A 15,732-nucleotide genomic window follows, 5' to 3' on the forward strand; every position below is an offset into this window, starting at 1 on the left:
GCCGTGTCCGCGGGTGAAGGTGTCACCCCGGCGCGACGGCGGCGGCGCTGCGTGCGCTGACCTCGTCCGGCCACCTGGCCCGGCTCGCGCTGTGCCCCAGCCGTTCACCCTCAGCGCCGGCCGTCGGACGCTCGGCACCTCCCGCCGGGTCGCCGTACCCCTCTTCGAGCTCCTCGACCGGCTCGGGCACACCCGCCCCACCCCCGACGGCCTCAGGCATCTGGTCGCGAGCAGCGACGCGACTCCCTGACGTCACGTGATCTCGCACGGGTTCACCGAAAAACACGGAACACAAGAAATATCAAGAGATATGTGGTATTTCCCGCCGAAGGTGTGACACAGGAACGCGCCCCCTGCCGAAAGCCGTCCCGTGCGGAACATTAGACTCTGCGGGATCGGCAAGAAGCTCGACCGGCTCATACGCAAGGAGGCACGGGTGCCGTTGCTGACCCACATCAGGGGACCGCGCGACCTGGACCGGCTCGGCCCGGAGCAGCTGAACCAGCTCGCCGAAGAGATCCGGACCTTCCTCGTCGACGCCGTTTCCAAGACCGGTGGCCACCTCGGCCCCAACCTGGGTGTGGTCGAGCTGACCATCGCCCTGCACCGGGTCTTCGATTCGCCGAAGGACAAGGTGCTTTTCGACACCGGGCACCAGAGCTACGTGCACAAGCTGCTCACCGGTCGCCAGGACTTCTCGAAGCTCAAGAGCAAGGGTGGCCTCTCCGGTTACCCCTCGCGCGCCGAGTCCGAGCACGACATCATCGAGAACTCGCACGCCTCCACCGTCCTCGGCTGGGCCGACGGTCTCGCCAAGGCCAACGAGGTACTGAAGAAGGACGACCATGTCGTCGCGGTCATCGGTGACGGCGCACTCACCGGCGGCATGGCCTGGGAGGCGCTGAACAACATCGCCGCCGCCAAGGACCGTCCGCTCGTCATCGTCGTCAACGACAACGAGCGCTCCTACGGCCCGACCATCGGCGGCCTCGCCAACCACCTGGCCACGCTCCGTACCACCGACGGCTACGAGCGCTTCCTGGCCCGCGGCAAGGACATCCTGGAGCGCACCCCCGTCGTCGGGAAGCCGCTCTACGAGACGCTGCACGGCGCCAAGAAGGGGCTGAAGGACTTCATCGCCCCGCAGGGCATGTTCGAGGACCTCGGCCTGAAGTACGTCGGCCCGATCGACGGCCACGACATCGAGGCCCTGGAATCCGCGCTGCAGCGCGCCAAGCGCTTCGGCGGACCGGTCATCGTGCACTGCCTCACCGAGAAGGGCCGCGGCTACACCCCTGCCCTCCTTGACGAGGCCGACCGCTTCCACGCCGTCGGCAAGATCCACCCCGACACCGGCCTGCCCATCTCCACCTCCGGCCTCGACTGGACCTCCGTCTTCGGCGAGGAGATGGTCAAGCTCGGCAGGGAGCGCAAGGACATCGTCGCGATCACCGCGGCCATGCTCCACCCGGTCGGCCTCAGCAAGTTCGAGAAGGCCTTCCCGGACCGCATCTACGACGTCGGCATCGCCGAGCAGCACGGTGCGGTCTCCGCGGCGGGCCTCGCCACCGGCGGACTGCACCCCGTCTTCGCGGTGTACGCCACCTTCCTCAACCGCGCCTTCGACCAGGTCCTCATGGATGTCGCCCTGCACAAGTGCGGCGTGACGTTCGTCCTGGACCGTGCCGGTATCACCGGCACGGACGGCGCCTCGCACAACGGCATGTGGGACATGTCGATCCTGCAGTGCGTGCCGACCCTGCGGATCGCCGCCCCGCGCGACGCCGACCAGGTCCGCGCCCAGCTGCGTGAGGCCGTCGAGGTCGACGACGCCCCGACCGTGGTTCGCTTCTCCAAGGGCGCGGTCGGCCCGGCGGTCAAGGCCGTCGGCCGGGTCGGCGGCATGGATGTGCTGCGCACGTCCGACGCACCCCGCCCGGACGTCCTCCTGGTCTCCGTCGGTGCGCTCGCCCCGATGTGCCTGGAGATCGCGGACCTGCTGGACGCCCAGGGCATCACGACGACGGTCGTCGACCCGCGCTGGGTCAAGCCCGTCGACGAGGCCATGGCGCCGCTCGCCGAGCGGCACCGCGTCGTCGTCACCGTCGAGGACAACAGCCGGGCCGGCGGCGTCGGTTCCGCCGTCGCCCAGGCGCTGCGCGACGCCGGGGTCGACGTACCGCTGCGCGACTTCGGTATCCCGCCGCGCTTCCTCGACCACGCCTCCCGCAAGGAGGTCATGGCCGAGATCGGGCTGACCGCGCCGGACATCGCCCGTCAGGTCACCGGACTCGTCGCCAGGCTGGACGGCCGCTTCGACAGCGATGCCGACAGCCGCTCCGTGATCGAACCCGCGCGCGACTGACCCGTTCGAGCCGGTCCTCGCGACCGGCGAGCGATACGGCAGATGGGCCGGTCGGCCACCCTGTGCGGGTGGTTCGACCGGCCCATTCGCGTGAAATCGCCGGGTGCGGAGCCTCCCGTGACCGATGAGGTCCCAATCATGGCGTACACGACGAGCGCGTGGAGGTACGCCGGTGACTGCCCAGCAGGACACACCACCCAGAAAGGGCGGACTGTTCCGGACCAAGACGGTCGAGCAGTCCATCCGCGATACTGAGGAACCGGAGCACGCGCTCAAGAAGTCACTCTCCGCCCTGGACCTCACGGTCTTCGGAGTGGGTGTCATCATCGGCACCGGCATCTTCGTCCTCACCGGCAAGGTGGCGAAGGAGACCGCGGGACCCGCCACCGCTCTCGCCTTCGTGGCCGCGGCCATCGTCTGCGCGCTCGCCGCGCTCTGTTACGCCGAGTTCGCCTCCACCGTGCCCGTCGCCGGCTCCGCATACACCTTCTCGTACGCCTCGCTCGGCGAACTCGTCGCCTGGATCATCGGCTGGGACCTGGTGCTGGAATTCGCCCTGGGCACCGCGGTGGTGGCGGTCGGATGGTCCGGCTACGTCCGTTCGCTGATGGACAACGTCGGCTGGCACATGCCCGACGTGCTCTCCGGGACGGATGCGGCAAAAGGATTCGGCTTCGACGTCCTGGCCTTTCTCCTGGTGCTCGTCCTGACCGTCGTCCTGGTGCTCGGCATGAAGCTCTCCGCCCGGGTCACGACGGTCGTGGTCGCCATCAAGCTGGCCGTCGTCCTGATCGTGATCATCGCGGGACTCTTCTTCATCAAGGCCGCCAACTACTCGCCCTTCATCCCGCCGGCGCAGCCGCAGCCGGCCGGCTCCGGACTGAGCGCGCCATTGATCCAGCTGATGTTCGGCTACGCACCGACCAACTTCGGCGTCATGGGCATCTTCACCGCAGCCTCCATCGTCTTCTTCGCGTTCATCGGCTTCGACGTCGTCGCGACGGCCGCCGAGGAGACCAAGCTCCCGCAGCGCGACATGCCGCGCGGCATCCTCGCCTCGCTCTTCATCTGCACGGTGCTCTACGTCGCCGTATCGCTGGTGGTCACCGGCATGGAGCCCTACACCGAACTGTCGGTGAGCGCCCCGCTGGCCGACGCCTTCAAGGCCGTCGGCCATCCCGTCTACGCCGGGTTCATCAGCTTCGGCGCGGCGGTAGGCCTGACGACGGTGTGCATGATCCTGCTACTGGGGCAGACCCGGGTGTTCTTCGCGATGAGCCGCGACGGGCTGCTCCCGCGGTTCTTCTCCAGGACGCACCCGAAGTTCGGCACCCCGTACCGCCCGACCATCCTGCTCGGCGGGATCATCGCGATCGTCGCGGGCTTCACCAGCATCAACGAGCTGGCGACGCTGGTGAACATCGGCACGCTCTTCGCGTTCGTCGTCGTCGCGCTGGGCGTCGTGGTGCTGCGCCGCACCCGCCCCGATCTGCACCGCGCGTTCCGCACCCCGTGGGTGCCGGCGCTCCCGATCCTCTCGGTGGCCGCGTCGGTGTGGCTGATGCTCAACCTGCCGGCCGAGACGTGGCTCCGGTTCGCCATCTGGATGGTCATCGGCGTGATCATCTACTTCGCGTACGGGCGCAGCCACAGCCGGATCAACCTCGAGACCGGCCGTCCGTGAGTCAGTCCGTACGGGACGGCGGCAGCGGCCATACGGCACGGGGGCCCGCGCACTGAGCCCCGTACGCCTCCACCCGCTGCCGCAGCTCCCGGTCTGCCGTGACCACGACACAGCCGTGGCCGGCCGACCGGGCCGCTTCGGCCGCGACCAGCGCGACGATCAGGTCGTCCCCACTGCCGGGCGCCGTCTCCACCCGTACCCCCGGCACCGAAGCGACACCGCGGGCCGCGCCCTCGACGACCAGTACCAGCTCGACGGGGCCGGGATGCCCGGGCAGACCGGCCGCGGCGAACGGGACCAGGGAGTCCCGCAGCCGCTCGGCCGCGCCCCGCCGGTCCCGCCACCAGCCGTCCGGCACCGACCCGAACACATTGGCCGCGTCGACGATCACCAGGGTCCGTTCGGTCAGCATGCCGGAAGGGTGTCACGCACCGGCCGCCGTACGGTCCGTCAGCCGCCGGTGGCGGGGGACTTCTTCGCCGACTCCGGGATCGTGTCGTCCTTGCGGATCGCCTTCCAGAGGTCACCGGCCTGCGGCTGGGCCGCCACCACACGGTTCCGGTCCACCTTGTCGTACTCCACCGGAAGCATGATCGTTTCCATGGTGTTCGGGTCCACGCCGTTCATCGACCGGCCGAACTCGGCAAGGGACTTCAGCGAGGCGAGCCCGGAGTCCGTGGTCAGCGACTTGGTGGCCGAGTTGGCGATCCTGTACGAGTTCGTCGGACTGCTCAGCAGATCCTGCGACTTGACCTCGCTCAGCAGCGCCAGCAGGAACTGCTGTTGGAGCCCGATCCGGCCCAGGTCGCTGCCGTCGCCGATGCCGTGCCGGGTGCGGACGTACGCGAGGGACTGGGTGCCATCGAGCTTGTGCGAGCCTGCCGTGAGGTCGAGGCCGGACGACTTGTCGTGGATGTCCTGCGGGACATCGACCGTGACCCCGCCGATGGCGTCCACCAGGTCCTTGAACCCGGCGAAGTTGATCTCCAGGTAGTGGTCGATCCGGACCCCGGACATCTTCTCGACGGTCTTGACCACGCAGGCCGGACCGAACTGGGAGTAGACGCCGTTGAACATCACGCGGTTCGCCGACGGCACTGTCGAGCCGTCCGCCTTGGTGCACTCGGGCCGGGTGACGAGGGTGTCGCGCGGAATGGACACGGCGACGGCCCTGCTCCGGCCCTCGGGTATGTGCACCACCATCGTGGTGTCAGACCGGGCACCGCTGACGTTGCCGCCGCCGCCCAGTTCCTTGTTCTCGGCGCCGGCCCGCGAGTCCGAACCGAGGACCAGCAGGTTCTGCCCACTGGTCGGCAGCTTCTCCGGCCGGTCGTCACCCAGCGCCTTGTTGATGTCGACGCCCTTGATGTTGCCGTCGAGCTTGCTGTACAGCCAGTAGACGGTTCCGCCGCCTGCGAGCAAGAGGACGAGCAGGACACCGAGCGTGATCTTGAGGCCGCGGCGGCGCTTGCGCGGCGCGCCTCTCCGCGTCCGTCCGCCGTCATCAGAGGCCGAACGACTGTCGCGCGGGCCCGGTGTCATGGCGTTGTGGCTCATCGTGGTCGAGTCCTCAATCTCATTGCCCGGGGGGGGTGGTGAAGTACGTGGGACTCGGGTGGGGGGTGTGACCGGTCCGCGAAATGCATGACTGACCGAGCACTATAGAACAGAGGATCGTGCGAATGCGTGTGTTGGTCCCGGGAATCATGACGTGGGCACCTCGAACTATTATTCGCTCATGACTTGGTTGATCACGGGCGGGGCGGGCTTCATCGGTGCGCATGTGGTGCGTGCCATGCGGGAGGCCGGTGAGTCGGTCGTCGTGTACGACGACCTCTCTACGGGCGACCGTTCGCGGATTCCCGCAGACGTCCCGTTCGTGCAGGGATCGACGCTCGACGCAGCTCAGTTGCGGCGCACTCTGACGGACCTGTCGGTGCACGGCGTGGTCCATCTCGCGGCGAAGAAGCAGGTCGCCGAGTCCGTCGAACGCCCGCTGTACTACTACCGGGAGAACGTACAGGGTCTGCAGACCCTGCTGGAGGCGGTCGCTGACAGCGACGTGCGCGCCTTCCTGTTCTCGTCCTCGGCGGCGGTCTACGGCATGCCCGATGTGCAGCTTGTGACGGAGGACACTCCGTGCGACCCGATCAACCCCTATGGCGAGACCAAGCTGACCGGCGAGTGGATGGTGCGCGCCGCTGGGAAGGCGCACGGCATCGCCACCGCCTCGATGCGGTACTTCAACGTCGCCGGCGCGGCCACACCGGCCCTCGCCGACACGGGCGTCTTCAACCTGGTGCCCATGGTTTTCGAGAAACTCACGCGGGGCGAGGCGCCGTTGGTGTTCGGTGACGACTACGACACCGAGGACGGCACCTGCGTGCGCGACTTCATCCACGTCGCCGACATCGCCTCGGCGCACCTGGCCGCGGCGCGAGCACTCCTCGACCGTGAGCCGGGCACCGACCTGACCGTCAACATCGGCCGCGGGGAGGGTGTCTCCGTGCGGGAGATGATCGAACTGATCGGGGAAGTGACCGGATACGGTGCCGCCGCCACACCCGTGAGCGCCCCGCGCCGGGCCGGTGACCCTGCCCGCGTCGTGGCCGCCGCCGACCGCATCCGCGGCGAGCTGGGTTGGCACGCGCAGCACGATGCGCGTGCCATGGTCGCTTCGGCATGGGCCGGGTGGTGTCTGCGGATGCCGCAGGCGCGGCGCTGAACCGAGCGTCGACGACCCGCCGGGGCGGGTCGACGCTGAGCATACGATGTGTCGGCCCCGTGAGGGCAGGATGAAGAACCGGTGAGGCAGAGAGGGTGTTACAGGTCATGCGGAGAAGAGGATCGGACTTCGCGAGCAGTGCCCCCCCTCTCGCCCCGTCGTCCGGCCGTCATCAGGTGTGCGGAACGCCGCGTGGCCGCTGGATGCCGCTCGGCAAGGACGGCAGGCTTACGCTCTACGCCCGTACGGACGGCGGTCTGTTGCGCTGGACGCAGCAGAGCCCGGGCGGGGACCGGTGGGACGGCCCGGACTTCGTGCCGATCGCGGACCTGACGGACCTCACCATCGTTCAGGGTGCCGACTCGTACGTGCACTTCCTCGGGCGGCGCGAGCGCCGTGGTTCCGACGGGCCGAGCGTGGACATCGTGCACGCGGTCCAGTACCAGACCGGCCGTCCCGTCACCGAATGGCGCTCCCTCGGCAACTTCTACCGTGACCGGGAGACGGGCCGGAAGATAGGTGCGCCGGCCGGGGCCGTCGACGCACAGGGGACGGTCTTCGTCTTCGTGCGCAACGCGGGTCGCGGACTGCAGGTGCGCCGCGAAGGGAAGGGCGGCAAGTGGGGAGCCTGGCAGGACTTCAAAGGCGCCGGGCTTGCCGCCGACATCGTGCCGTCGGTGACCTCGAGCGGGCTCGTGGAGGTCTTCGCGCCCAGTGATCGTGGGGCGCAGCAGTGGCGTCAGGACGATCCGGACGGCCCGCTGCTGATCGGTCCGCCCTTGCCGTTCCACGCTCTGGAGGGTTCCGCGACGGCGCTGGAGACGGCGCCTGACCGCCTCACCTACTACTGGACCGATACGAACAGGGCAGGGGTCGTCTCCTACCGGGCGGGCGCTTGGCCCGTGCCGGTGGGCGGACAGCCTGGGGACGGCGCCGTCGTGGCATTGCGCGCCCCGCTCGACGGCTATGACTGCACGGTTCTCGCGCAGCGCGGGGCGGGCGGCACTCTGCTGATCGGGGTCTGCAGTACCGAGGGTGAGCAAGGTGGCGTCTGGTGGTCGGACACCACCGAGGAGTGCGTCGGTGATCCCGCGCTCGCCCTCGACGGACACGGTCGCGTCGTCGTGGCGGTTCGCGGGCGGGACGGGGCGGTGTCCGTCGCCCGACAGGACTCGGGCCCAGGGCTCACGCTCTCGCCGCACTGGCACCGGCTGTGATCTGACAGCACCTTCTGGAGTGCTGGGCGACACCGGTGTGTCGCCTCGATTTCATGTGATGTTTTCGTGGAGTCGTAAAAGGTTGTACGAGCGCCTGGTGGGATTCATCACCGGTCATATGTCGTATCTTTCCACTTCACTGACTGGACGTTGATCGGTTCTTTATGTGAAAGTTCTGTGACTCGCTCGCGGGTGAGCAGGTGTGATCGTCCAGTGGGGCGGTCTCAATGGGGATGACAGGTTTCGGTCTCATACCGTCCGTCGTCCGGGCACGAGGTCGTGCCTGGTCGCGGCAGACGCTGGACCGCAGTGGCGTGGGTGGTGGATGCCTCGTGGGCGGTTCCGGTAATCCGGAGGCGGGATCGCTGGTTTCGGCGTACCGGTCTGTGATGCCGGCGGGCGCGCGAAGGGGCATTGTCCGCAAGGTGCCGGCCCCGCTGCGCTCCGCCGTGAAGTCCTCGTTCACCTCGGTCGACGCCATCCGGTCGGCGACGGTCGTCTGGGCGATGGGCGGCCGCCGCAACGCGCCCCGGCACAGTGCGGCCTCCATGCGCCGGGTGGTGCGATTCAAGGGCCGGCACATGTACGCCCTGCTCGTGGAGGGCGCCACGGCGTGGGCTGCCCGGGCCCGTAATCTGCACATTCTCATCGCCGCGCTGGAGGCCGGGGGGATCGAATACTTCTGTGTCCGCGGTGCCACGATGGACGTTCCGACGGTCGCGGTGCCCGTCGGGCTGCGCGAGTCGGCGGAGGAGATTCTCCAGATCGCCTTCGAGCAGACTCCGGGCTACGTGGGCGCGGCCACCGCATCGGAGTCGGGCATGCGACCTGGCGAAGACGACAGGTCCTGGCGCCAGCTGCGCAGGCACGACGCCCTCCGGGTGGCCTGGTACGTCACCGACCCCACAGAGGAGCTCGTCTTCGGCGCTGATCAGGGCTGTGACCTGGAGTTCTGGGCGGAACGGAACGGCCGGTTGGAGACACCCCGCCCCAACCGGGTGGTGGACGAGGTGCCGGTCGACGCACCACGCCACACCGTCCCGCAGGCCCTGTTCGCCCTGGTGCCCGGCGCCTACACCACGGGCAGCGCGCGTACCGTAGCCGAATTCACCCAACCCCTGGCAGAGGACCACCTCTTCCCCATCGACGTCGTCTACACCTGGGTCGACGACTCCGACCCCAAATGGAGCGCCGAACGCGACGCCGTCCGCTCGGGACGGATGGGCGGCCCGCCTCAGGCCCTGCATGCCCAGGCAGCCAACGACGCGCGCTTCACCAGTCGTGACGAACTGCGCTACTCCCTGCGCTCCCTGCACCAGTACGCACCCTGGGTCCGCACCGTCTATCTGGTCACCGCCGGACAGGTGCCCAGCTGGCTGGACAGCGACGCCCCAGGCCTCCAGGTCATCGACCACCGCGAGATCTTCTCGGACCCCGCTGCTCTGCCCACATTCAACTCGCACGCCATCGAAAGCCAGCTGCACCACATCGACGGCCTGTCCGAGCACTTCCTCTACCTCAACGACGATGTGTTCTTCGGCCGCCCGGTCGGCGCCGAACGCTTCTTCCACGCCAACGGCCTGACCAAATTCTTCCAGTCCAAGGCACTCATACCGAGCGGCCCCGCGGACACGGACGACCTGCCGGTGAACGCAGCCGGCAAGAACAGCCGGGCACTGATCGAGCGGTCCTTCGGCACCCGTATCGCGCAGAAGATGAAACACACCCCGCATCCGCTGCGCCGTAGCATCCTCGCCGACATCGAGCTGGTCTACAGGGAGGAACACCACCGCACCCAGCACTCCCGCTTCCGGTCTCCCGAGGACGTCCCGATCGCCTCGTCCCTGCACCACTACTACGGCTTCCACACCGGCCGTACGACCGTCGGGAACCTGCGCTACCAGTACATCGACCTTGCCGCCGACCAGGCCCGGCGCCGCCTGGACAACCTCCTCGCTCAACGGAACTTCGACACGTTCTGCCTGAACGACACCGTCGAGCATCCCGACCCGGAGGCTCAGGAGCGCATGGTCAGGAACTTTCTCGACGCATACTTCCCCGTCCCCAGCCGCTTCGAGCGGGTGGGGACGGACGAGTACCACAACGCGAACCGGTCGATCCGGTCACGGAAGGCCGAAATCGGACGGTGAGCGAACCGCTCCTCCTGCCGCAGCACCCATCCTCGTAACGAAAGTGAACCGCGTGTTTGACACCTCCAGCCGAGAAACGGCTGGCGAGACCGCCATGGGCGCCGGCCCTCGCCCGGAGCCCACGCCGGCGCAACTGCGCAGGAGCCGTACGGAGCGGCAGGTCGTCGTGGACATGCACAAGCGTGTCGCGCTGGTGCACGACCGTCTCACACCGCTCGCCGCGCGAGAGCTGAACAACCTGGAAGTCCGTCGCGCCCTGGAAGCCGAGCGGATCGACTGGTTCGCGGTGCCGGGCCTCGACGACACCGCCTCCGCGGTCGGCGTCGACGCGCGTCGACGCCCTCAGGCCCTGGCGGCGCTACGCGCCCGCCTGTCCAACAGCAGGGGCTACATCGCCCGCCCCAAGGCCGGGATGGCCCCCGGCGACGGCGCGTGGGACGGCTCCTCGGACAAGACCTGGGAGCGGGCGAACGGCCTGTCCGTCGTGCGCGCCTTCTGGTTCCGCACCACGGAGGAAGGGCACCTGACGCATGGTGCCGATACGGGCTGTGACATCGAATTCTGGGAGCCCGAGGAGAGCCTGCCCGGCCAGGGAGTCGACCGCCTCGTCGCACCGCGCCGCAACCGCGCCAGCGAGCACGTCTTCCTCGGCCACCAGCAGATTGTCGTCCCCGGCGAGCAGATGACCAGGCTCGTGGGCCGGGCCCACGAGTCCGAGGTGCCGCCGCTGCGCCCGACACGCACCCGCCCCGAACTGGACATCCCCTTCCCCGACGAGCACCCCTTCCCCATCGACGTCGTGTACACCTGGGTGGACGGCGACGACCCGGCCTGGCAACGGCGCCGCGCCGAGAGCCGCGGTGAGGTCTTCCATGCGGAGGCGGCAAGCCTGGCCCGTTACGTCTCCCGCGACGAGCTGAAGTACAGCCTTCGCTCGGTGCGGATGTTCATGCCGTGGGTGCGGAACATCTACATCGTCACCGACCAGCAGATTCCGCACTGGTGGGCCGCCGGCGACGGCAGGGCCCGCGTGGTGGACCACCGGGAGATCTTCGACGACCCCTCCCACCTGCCCACCTTCAACAGCCATGCGATCGAGTCCAGGCTGCACCACATCCCCGGACTGTCGCGCCACTTCGTCTACTTCAACGACGACATGTTCATCGGGCGGACCCTCACTCCCTCCGCGTTCTTCCACCCGAACGGCATCGCCAAGTTCTTCCCGTCCCCGGCACAGGTCCCCTATGGCCCCCCGGAGCCCGACGAGGTGCCCACCTCGGTCGCCGCGAAGAACAACCGCCGGCTCATCCAGGAGCGGTTCGGCCGCACGCTCGTACAGAAGATGAAGCATGTGCCGTATGCGCTCAACCGGGACATCCTCGCCGCCATCGAACGGGACTTCCCCGAAGAGCACCGGCGCACCTCCGCCAGTCCCGTGCGGAGTATCTCCGACCTGTCCATAGCCTCCTCGCTGCACCACTACTACAGCTACTACTCCGGGTGCAGCCTGCCCGGCGACCTCCGGTACGGCTACTTCGCGCTGGACGACCCCGAGCTGGAGCACAAGCTGGAACTGCTGCTGCTGCGCCGGGACCGGGACACCTTCTGCCTCAACGACTCCGCGAGCGACCCCGCCGAGATCGAGCACCAGAGCCAGGTGCTCCACCGGTTCCTCGAGGCCTTCTACCCGGTGGCGAGCCCGTACGAGAAGATGGCGGCCTGAGCCATGAACATCGAAATCCTGGCCCATACCCTGGCTACCGATTCCACCGGCGCGCGGGCGGCTGCCCGGCTCGCCCAGTCCCTCGTCGCCAGGCACCGGGTGACCGTCGTCACCGTGCGAGGCGCCGCCGCACCGCACCCGGGGCTGCGGCTCCCGGAGAACGTCGGCGTCCTGGCCCTGGCCCCCTCGGTCGGGGCCGGCGACCGGGACGACGACGACACCTCACAGCTCGTCATCGCCGGCGACCCCGAGTTCCGGCGCTACAACCGCGCCGACGACGGAAGGCTCCGCAAGCACCTGTCCGCGAGTGGCGCCGACGCGGTGGTCGCCCTCAGCTCCGCGCTCGGCGCGGCCCTGGCTCAGTGCCGCGTACCCCACGCGCGGCGCATCGCCCGCCAGCCGGCACCTGTCGAGCGGCTCCCGGAGTCGGTGCGCGCCCGCTGGACGGAGCTCTACCGCGAGCTGGACGCGGTCGTCCCGCTCACCCAGGGCGACGCCGCCGCCCCCGAGTACCAAGCGCTGCGCGCCGCCGGCGTCGAGGTGCGCCACATTGCTGAGCCGGTGCTGCTTGCCGAGAGCCCGGACAAACCGACGACGGGTGTGGTGATCAGCGCCGGGCGGCTGGTCTCGCACCGGCGCGTCGACTTGGCGCTGCACGCCTTCGCCCAGACCCGTGCGGCTCACCCGGGCTGGCAGCTGAGGGTCGTCGGCACCGGGCCGCTGCGCCGTGAGACCCGCGAACTGGTCACCGCGCTGGGACTCCATGACCATGTGCTGCTGTTCGACCGGGAAGCCGGCGAAGAGGACTTCTACGACGCCGACATCGCCCTGGTGGCCGCGGAGCGCCTGGACAGTGCTCGCCCGGTGTTGGAGGCGCTCGCCCAGGCCACGCCCGTAGTCGCCACCGAGGTGCCCTACGGAGCTCTCGAGGTGCTGGCCGAGGGCCACGGCGGGCTGCTGGTGCCGGTCGGTGACGTCCATGCCACGGCCCGCGCCCTGGAGCGCTACATGGCGGACGAGCGACTGCGCTCCGCGCATCGGGCCCAGGCCCTGCGGACCGCACAGTCCGCAAGCACGGAGCAGGTTGGCGACGCGTACGAGGAACTGTTCAGGACGGTCAAGGCCGGGATACGCGGCCGCTGGGGCAAGGGGCGGCGCACGGGCGGCGGCGCGCCCGCCGAGGACCGTCCCCTCCCCACCGCTGACTGCCGGGTGCTGCCGAACGGCGCATGGGAGGTCACCTTGCGTGGCGTGTCCGGCGCCCGCACTGTGCGCGTCAAGGAGCAGGGCAAAGGCCGCGAGGAAGTGGTCGACTTCGCTGTCGGGAGCGGCGGGACCCGGGCCCTGATCGACGCTCGCGCGCTTGCCGTGCTGGGCGAGGGACGCGCCGATCTCTACGTGGTGGACGGCAGGGGCAAGGAGAGGCGCCTGCGCTACGGGCGGTGCACGCTCGGCGGGGCACGCGACGTCGGACATCTGAGCGACCTGGACCACTTCCACTGGGTCCTGCCGTACGCGACCGAGGGCGGCTATCTGCGTCTGCGTGTCTGGTCCCGGCCGAGCCATGCCGAGCTGGTGGCCGTCGACTACAGCGACACGAGCCTGTGGCTGACGGGCTGGCTGCAGGGGGAGTGGCAACTTGGCGGCGAGCTGTCGCTGCTGCTGCGTCGGCGCCAGGAGCCCGCGCGCACGCTGGCAGCCGGTCGGGTGCGCTTCGAAGGCGGCTGGTTCGGCGCGGAGTTGAACATGGACGAGGCCATGAGGGCCCGGCTGCTCATGCGCGAGAACTGGGACGTGCTGCTCACCGACAGCGGCGGCGGCGAGCCGGTCAGGGTGGCGCGCATCGCCGACGACCAGGTGGTGAGGCGCGATGTGCAGCGCTTCCCGGAGCTGGTGCGGGAGGAGCCGACGGACCTGTTCGGCCCCGACGTCGGCCGTGCCGTCGTCGGACTGCGCCCCTACTTCACCGCGGACAACGAACTCTCGCTCGTGGTGACCGAGCATCACTGACAGAACGGCCCCTTACAGACCTCGAGAATCCCGAAGGACACTTGTGCGGATCTCCTTCCTGCTCCACAGCATCGACAATTTTGGCGGGGTACCGCGGGCGACCAGCAGCCTGGCCTCCGCGCTGGCGGTCCACCACGAGGTGGAGATCGTCTCGGTTTTCCGTACAGCGGACCGGCCGTCCTTCCCGCCGTCCAGCGGCGTGACCGTGCGCTACCTGGCCGACCGGCGCGAGGGGGCGGCGAAGACCAAGGGCGGCAAACCGTCCCGGATCATGCCGCGAGAGGACGGCTGGGCCGACCAGTACACCCAGGAAGACGATGACCTGATCCTCGGTCACCTCGGCAGTTGCAGCGCCGATGTCGTGATCGCTGCCCGGCCGACGTTCGCCGCGTATTTCATCGCCCATGGACGGCACGACTACGGGCGCGTGGTCATCGACCACGAGGGCTCGATGGTGCCCTCTCAAGAGCTGCGCGAGCGCACTCTGGAGCTGTACCGCGAGATGGACGGCGTCGTCTGCCTTACCCAGGCCGACTCGAACAACTACCAGCGACAGCTGGGCGACCAGGCGCCCCCGTTCGCCGCCATCGGGAACATCGTGCCGCCGCCGGCCCGGCACGCCCCTGTGCGCGGCCTGCCGCTGATCGCCGCCGCGGGACAGCTCGTGCCGCGCAAGGGCTTCGACACGCTGATCAACGCGTTCGCCCAGGTTGCCCCCCACCACCCGCAGTGGCGGCTGCGCATTTTCGGCCGCGGGCCCGAGCACGCACGGCTGCAGGACCTCGTGCACGCGCACGGGCTCAGCGACGCCATCCGTCTCATGGGCGCGCTGCCCGACCTCACAGCGGAGTGGGACAAGGCCGCGTTCGCGGTGAGCGCGGCCCGCCGCGAGTCCTTCGGCTTGACCATGGTGGAGGCCATGCACCATGGGCTTCCGGTTCTCGCGGCCGATGCGCCCTTCGGCCCCGGCGAGATCGTCGCCCCCGGCCGCAACGGCATCCTGGTTCCGGTCGGTGACGAGGAGGCCATGGCCCAGGCGATGCGCTACCTCATCGAACAGCCGGCCGAGCGGGAGAGGCTGTCCCAGGGCGCCTACGCCACGGCCCCGCTCTACAGCGCCGAGCGCATCGCCTTCCGCTACGACGCGTTCCTGCGGGATGTGGCGGCCTCGGTACCGAAGCAACGTACCGCTGCGGTCCCGCCCGTCGTCCCGTCCGGTGTCCCGGCGGAGGTACTGGTGCGCGGCGACGGCGCTATCGAGGTCCGCGCCGTGCTGCACCCCGGCACAGAGCCCCCCACGCTGTGTGTCACCCCGCGCAAGGGCGAGACACTGGTCAGGCTGGCTGCCCTCGGCACGTCGGTGGATGAGGCGACGGGCACTCTGCGGTCGGTGTACGCGATCCCCGCCGAACCGCCGGTCCTCGCCGAGGGCCGTTATGACATCGACCTCGAGCTGCCGGACGGCCGACGCCAGCCGCTCGCCGTGGAGGGCGTCCACACCGGTGGTCTGCTGATCCGGCGGATTCCGGCGGAAGGTCCCGCGTACTGGCCCGTGCCCTACCGCACCGCGGACGGCCATCTGTCGATTTTCGTGCGTCATCGCGTGGAGCATGCCGAGGTGCATGCCGTACTGGTGGGGCAAGACGGTTGGCTCGTGCGCGGCGGCCTGGTCGTTCCGCCGGGCACCAACCTCTCCGGGCTGCGGCTGGGGGCCACGCCCCGCAAGGGGAGTGCAGCGTCCAGTGTGTCGGGCCAGGTTTCCGTGGGACACGACGGCGCCTTCGAGGCGCATCTGCCGTTCGCCGGGGTGGTGGCCGCCTCGTCGGGCGGCCACCACGACAGGGACCGGGGGCAGATC

The 15,732-nt window shown here is 69.3% G+C and carries 11 protein-coding genes; 9 read left to right on the forward strand and 2 right to left on the reverse strand.

What is annotated here, in order from left to right; all coding sequences use genetic code 11:
• The 3 genes from AB0915_RS34315 to AB0915_RS34325 all read left to right on the forward strand — a co-directional run.
• Positions 1–250: SelB C-terminal domain-containing protein (locus AB0915_RS34315; protein ID WP_366694789.1), on the forward strand; the 250-nt coding region annotated here is incomplete at its 5' end.
• 186 nt (positions 251–436) lie between these two features.
• Positions 437–2,365, forward strand: a complete 1,929-nt coding sequence (gene dxs / locus AB0915_RS34320; RefSeq protein ID WP_366694799.1) for a 1-deoxy-D-xylulose-5-phosphate synthase — start codon at positions 437–439, stop codon at positions 2,363–2,365.
• Between the two features lie 172 nt (positions 2,366–2,537).
• Positions 2,538–4,049: an amino acid permease gene (locus AB0915_RS34325; RefSeq protein ID WP_366694790.1), complete on the forward strand. Its 1,512-nt coding sequence runs from the start codon at positions 2,538–2,540 to the stop codon at positions 4,047–4,049.
• A gap of 1 nt (position 4,050) precedes the next feature.
• On the opposite strand, the gene AB0915_RS34330 is transcribed toward AB0915_RS34325, so the two are convergent.
• Both AB0915_RS34330 and AB0915_RS34335 read right to left on the reverse strand, forming a co-directional pair.
• Entirely contained in the window at positions 4,051–4,461 is a 411-nt protein-coding gene (locus AB0915_RS34330) for an NTP pyrophosphohydrolase (protein ID WP_366694791.1), read from the reverse strand.
• Positions 4,462–4,499: 38 nt separating this feature from the next.
• Positions 4,500–5,606: an LCP family protein gene (locus tag AB0915_RS34335; RefSeq protein WP_366694792.1), complete on the reverse strand. Its 1,107-nt coding sequence runs from the start codon at positions 5,604–5,606 to the stop codon at positions 4,500–4,502.
• A gap of 181 nt (positions 5,607–5,787) precedes the next feature.
• Here AB0915_RS34335 and galE point away from each other — a divergent pair, with 181 nt between their 5' ends.
• The 6 genes from galE to AB0915_RS34365 form a co-directional block, all read left to right on the forward strand.
• The gene (gene galE, locus AB0915_RS34340; protein WP_366694793.1) at positions 5,788–6,774 is read left to right on the forward strand and encodes a UDP-glucose 4-epimerase GalE; all 987 of its coding nucleotides are present in this window, start codon (positions 5,788–5,790) and stop codon (positions 6,772–6,774) included.
• Between the two features lie 203 nt (positions 6,775–6,977).
• A complete protein-coding gene (locus tag AB0915_RS34345) occupies positions 6,978–7,991 on the forward strand; it encodes a hypothetical protein (protein ID WP_366694794.1) in 1,014 nt (337 codons plus the stop codon).
• A gap of 389 nt (positions 7,992–8,380) precedes the next feature.
• Complete coding sequence (locus AB0915_RS34350) at positions 8,381–10,141, forward strand: stealth family protein (RefSeq protein WP_366694795.1); 1,761 nt, start codon at positions 8,381–8,383, stop codon at positions 10,139–10,141.
• A gap of 52 nt (positions 10,142–10,193) precedes the next feature.
• Entirely contained in the window at positions 10,194–11,864 is a 1,671-nt protein-coding gene (locus tag AB0915_RS34355; RefSeq protein WP_366694796.1) for a stealth family protein, read from the forward strand.
• A 3-nt stretch (positions 11,865–11,867) separates the two neighbouring features.
• Positions 11,868–13,874 carry a glycosyltransferase gene (locus AB0915_RS34360; RefSeq protein WP_366694797.1) on the forward strand — a complete coding sequence of 669 codons (2,007 nt, stop codon included), beginning with the start codon at positions 11,868–11,870 and terminating at the stop codon, positions 13,872–13,874.
• A 43-nt stretch (positions 13,875–13,917) separates the two neighbouring features.
• Positions 13,918–15,732 (forward strand): glycosyltransferase (locus AB0915_RS34365; protein WP_366694798.1); only part of this gene is annotated, 1,815 nt, incomplete at its 3' end.

The sequence above is a fragment of the Streptomyces sp. NPDC048411 genome (assembly GCF_040704695.1).
Classification (GTDB): domain Bacteria; phylum Actinomycetota; class Actinomycetes; order Streptomycetales; family Streptomycetaceae; genus Streptomyces.

Coding starts and splice junctions, on each gene's coding strand:
- AB0915_RS34345 (WP_366694794.1), top strand. CDS start 6,978: ATGCCGCTCGGCAAGGACGGCAGGCTTACGCTCTACGCCCGTACGGAC.
- AB0915_RS34360 (WP_366694797.1), top strand. CDS start 11,868: ATGAACATCGAAATCCTGGCCCATACCCTGGCTACCGATTCCACCGGC.
- galE (WP_366694793.1), top strand. CDS start 5,788: ATGACTTGGTTGATCACGGGCGGGGCGGGCTTCATCGGTGCGCATGTG.
- AB0915_RS34350 (WP_366694795.1), top strand. CDS start 8,381: ATGCCGGCGGGCGCGCGAAGGGGCATTGTCCGCAAGGTGCCGGCCCCG.
- AB0915_RS34330 (WP_366694791.1), bottom strand. CDS start 4,461: ATGCTGACCGAACGGACCCTGGTGATCGTCGACGCGGCCAATGTGTTC.
- AB0915_RS34335 (WP_366694792.1), bottom strand. CDS start 5,606: ATGAGCCACAACGCCATGACACCGGGCCCGCGCGACAGTCGTTCGGCC.